The 3,391-nt window shown below is 59.2% G+C and carries 5 protein-coding genes; 3 read left to right on the forward strand and 2 right to left on the reverse strand.

The annotated features are described in order from the left end of the window. Positions 1-232: 232 nt before the first annotated feature. Complete coding sequence (uppS, locus tag AB1384_15700) at positions 233-943, reverse strand: polyprenyl diphosphate synthase (protein ID MEW6555712.1); 711 nt, start codon at positions 941-943, stop codon at positions 233-235. Positions 944-1,122: 179 nt separating this feature from the next. Here uppS and AB1384_15705 point away from each other — a divergent pair, with 179 nt between their 5' ends. Next, the gene (locus AB1384_15705; GenBank protein MEW6555713.1) at positions 1,123-1,707 is read left to right on the forward strand and encodes a hypothetical protein; all 585 of its coding nucleotides are present in this window, start codon (positions 1,123-1,125) and stop codon (positions 1,705-1,707) included. A 137-nt stretch (positions 1,708-1,844) separates the two neighbouring features. Beyond that, the gene (locus tag AB1384_15710; protein ID MEW6555714.1) at positions 1,845-2,495 is read left to right on the forward strand and encodes a class II aldolase/adducin family protein; all 651 of its coding nucleotides are present in this window, start codon (positions 1,845-1,847) and stop codon (positions 2,493-2,495) included. A 12-nt stretch (positions 2,496-2,507) separates the two neighbouring features. On the opposite strand, the gene AB1384_15715 is transcribed toward AB1384_15710, so the two are convergent. Next, complete coding sequence (locus AB1384_15715) at positions 2,508-2,720, reverse strand: DJ-1/PfpI family protein (protein ID MEW6555715.1); 213 nt, start codon at positions 2,718-2,720, stop codon at positions 2,508-2,510. A 364-nt stretch (positions 2,721-3,084) separates the two neighbouring features. Here AB1384_15715 and AB1384_15720 point away from each other — a divergent pair. Then, positions 3,085-3,391: hypothetical protein (locus AB1384_15720; GenBank protein MEW6555716.1), on the forward strand; the 307-nt coding region annotated here is incomplete at its 3' end.

The raw sequence follows: 3,391 nt of genomic DNA on the forward strand, positions 1-3,391 counted from the left end.
TTCTTCGCAGCCGGCTTCTTCGCCGCTGCCTTCTTCGCGGGCTTCTTCGCTGCTTTCTTGGCTGGTTTCGTTGCCATCTTTTCACTCCTTTCCTAGGTTTTCTCTATCTGTTTTCTCCTTTCATATGCATATTCCTTTAAAAGAATTTTCGATAATTTTTTCATGGTGAGAACACACGAACGCGCCGATACGGAACACACTTCCGTTAGTGAGATAATGGTAATATATGGGATTATTCCAGGTCGCTGTCCCTCGCCGTCTTGCGGTGCCGAAACGCCTGTAGCGCCGCTTCCAGCTGATCGCGCCTGAAGTCCGGCCACAATACGGGGCTGATGATGATCTCGGCGTCCGCAAGGTGCCAGAGCATGTAGTTGGAGATGCGCATTTCACCGGCGGTGCGGATGAGTAGGTCGATGTCCGGCAGTTCGGGAACATAGACGAAACGGCGGAAGAACTCCTCGTCGATGTCCTTCGCTTCCATACCGTGTTCTCCCAGAGCCGCGGCGGCCGCCAGGGAGGCGTCTATGATCTCCTGCCTGCCTCCGTAGTTGAAGTTGATGCTCAGGTTGAGGCCCTTGTTGCCCGCGGTGACTTCAGCGGCCAGATCGAACCATGCCAGGATCTCCGGCCGCAGTCCTTCCCTGCGCCCGATGTGGCGCATGCGCACACCGAGTTCCATGAACTCCTCCATACGCTTGCGCAGGACGGCGCGGCTCATGTTGACGAGGAACTGCACTTCCTCCTCTGGCCTCTCCCAGTTCTCGGTGGAGAACGCGAACAGCGACAGGGCGTGGATGCCCCACGACGAACAGGCCCTCACCGCCTCCATGATGGACTCCTCGCCCTGGCGGTGTCCCTCGATACGCGGCAGCCCCCGCTGTTTCGCCCAGCGACCGTTTCCGTCCATGATCATGCCGATATGCACCGGGTAGATCTCGCCCAACATCCATCCTCCCGCGCAGCACGCTTCGTGATAATTGATTATAACGGAAAGGTGGCAGGCCATGACCCGCGTGATGCACGCCATTTAAGAAACCAGCCGTATTTCCGATAATAAAGAAGCAACGTGACGCGAAATCGAACGTATTAGTGACGGCAGAAATTTTACAGCAAGGCGAGAATATGGACGCAATCGATCCGGGTGGGATCCCACAACAGACATACGAGGGACCGGAGATGTTCGATCCGGGCGGGGACCCACCACCGGTACATACGAGGGCGGATGCGCTGAACAAGATCGTCAACCCGCAACAGGCGCCGGCCAGGAAGAGGATATTCCGCAGTTTCTTCGTCAAGAAGCTCGAGCGCAAGTTCGAGGAGAAGGAACTCGAGGTCCCGCAACAGCTCTTGAGCCTCATGGACGTACCTTTCGAGGACTTCACGCCGGAGGACAAGGAGCTGTACGAGACCAAGATCAAGCCCCTTGCCTTCGTCTTCGTAGAGCACCTCATGGAGGTCTACGAGGTTATGGGGAGGCCGCGGCGGGGCTGGGAGGAGATGCTGGAACGGGTCGACCCCTCGCCCATCAAGGTCCTGGCGTCCCTGGTCATACACGAGGACGAGAAAACGCAACTGCTGGAGGAGGAGCCCGATCCCGCCGAGGTGGCACCCATGGTCTCCGCGCCGGCAGAGAAGATAAGCGTGCGTGTCTACGCCAAAGACAGGGAGCAGAACAAAGAGCGCTGGTGGGAGAAGAAGCTGTTCTGATCACGTGGGGCGCCGAACTCCCGCCCCGTCCCTTCATGATATCCCAGGCCCGTGAAGCGTTTATAATATACATCGCCGGCGTTCGGACCGGCGGAACAGAGAAAGACCGCATGCGCAGGTCAAGGAGGTGGCTTCCCGTGGACAACGAATCCGCGATGCGCGAACTCATATGCGAGATAGGAAAACGCGTCTGGCAGCGGGGGATGGCCTCCGCCAACTCGGGCAACATCTCGGCCCGCCTCGCGGCGGACGAGATCATGATCACTCCGACCCTGGTCAGCAAGGGCTTCATGCGCCCCGAGCAGCTCCTGGTCATGGACCTGGACGGGGCGGTGAAACGGGGCGAGGGTTATCCCACCACCGAGACGGCCATGCACCTGCGCCTCTTCCGGGAAAAGGCCTATATCGGGGGGGTCGTACACTCCCATCCCCCCATCGCGACCTCCTTCGCCGTCGCCGGCAAGGCCCTGGACCTGCACCTCATCCCCGAGGCGGTCATCTTTCTCGGCGAGGTCCCGCTGGTGCCGTTCCAGCCCCCGGGAAGCCCGGAGCTGGCCGATGCCATCGCGCCCTACCTGGATGATTACGACGCCGTGCTCTTGGAGAACCACGGGGTGCTGTGCTGGGGCAGCGACGTGGAGCAGGCGTACCACCGCATGGAGACGGTCGAGTTCTGCGCGCAGGTGACCCTGACCGCCCAACAGCTGGGCGGGGCGAGGGAGCTGCCGCGGGAACCCCTGGAAAACCTGCTCGCCGTCAGAAAGATGATGAAACAGAATCCGCAGTAAGAGCGGCGGATGTCAGGGTCCGATGCAGTCAGCCAGCTGCTTCCCGAAGGCGCGGGATGCATGGGGAGCGCAACCGGTCACGATATTTCCATCCACCACAACGTCCTCGTAGACATAATCGGCCCCACCTGCGATCATCCTTCCCTCTACCGAGGGGATGGCGGTTGCCCTCCTGCCCTGGAGCACACCCGCCTCGGCGAGGATGACCGGGGCCAGCCATCGCACCACCCTCTTTATCTGCCCCTTTCCACATAATCCTCTCACAAACTCCCTAAACTATTGAGGTTTTTAACCCGAAAAATACAAGGAAGGGGTATAAGCCCAGGTGTGGAATTATCTGATGAGGAAATATATAGAGTGATTGCGAAAAAGCCAGCTTGAAACATACATTTCGAGTTGGATTGTGTTGCTGTTGTCCAGCTTGTTGTCGGATAATCGGGATAGAGGATCGGTTCGGCTAGAGGAGGTGATACCTGGAGAGCTTCGGTCTTTTGGGTAGTATCCAATCGCCGAAGGCCGGACCACCTTCGGTATATGCGGTAAGCGTAAGTCGGCTTCATCGTCATAGGTTTACTAAGGGGGGGTATGCATGAACAAGTACGCGAAAAGTGCCATCCTGGCGCTGGTCCTGGCCGTGGTGGCATTCTTCTGGATCTGGTGGTTCGACTGGCTGGGGGCCAAGGCCTACTGGGTGATGCTGGTCGCCTTCGGGGTGTGCATCGCCTACGGACCGGCCCTAGCCAAGTCCCTGCCCTGGATGACCCTGGGCGGGGTGGTGGGGGTGCTCCTGGGCATGCTCACCTTCTACCTCTTCATGCTGGTGTTCCCGCTGTACTACGGCCTCTCGGTGGCCATCGCGGGCGCCATCTTCATCCTGGCGGCCGGGCTCATCTCCA

It is taken from the genome of Actinomycetota bacterium (assembly GCA_040757835.1).
Taxonomy (GTDB): domain Bacteria; phylum Actinomycetota; class Geothermincolia; order Geothermincolales; family RBG-13-55-18; genus SURF-21.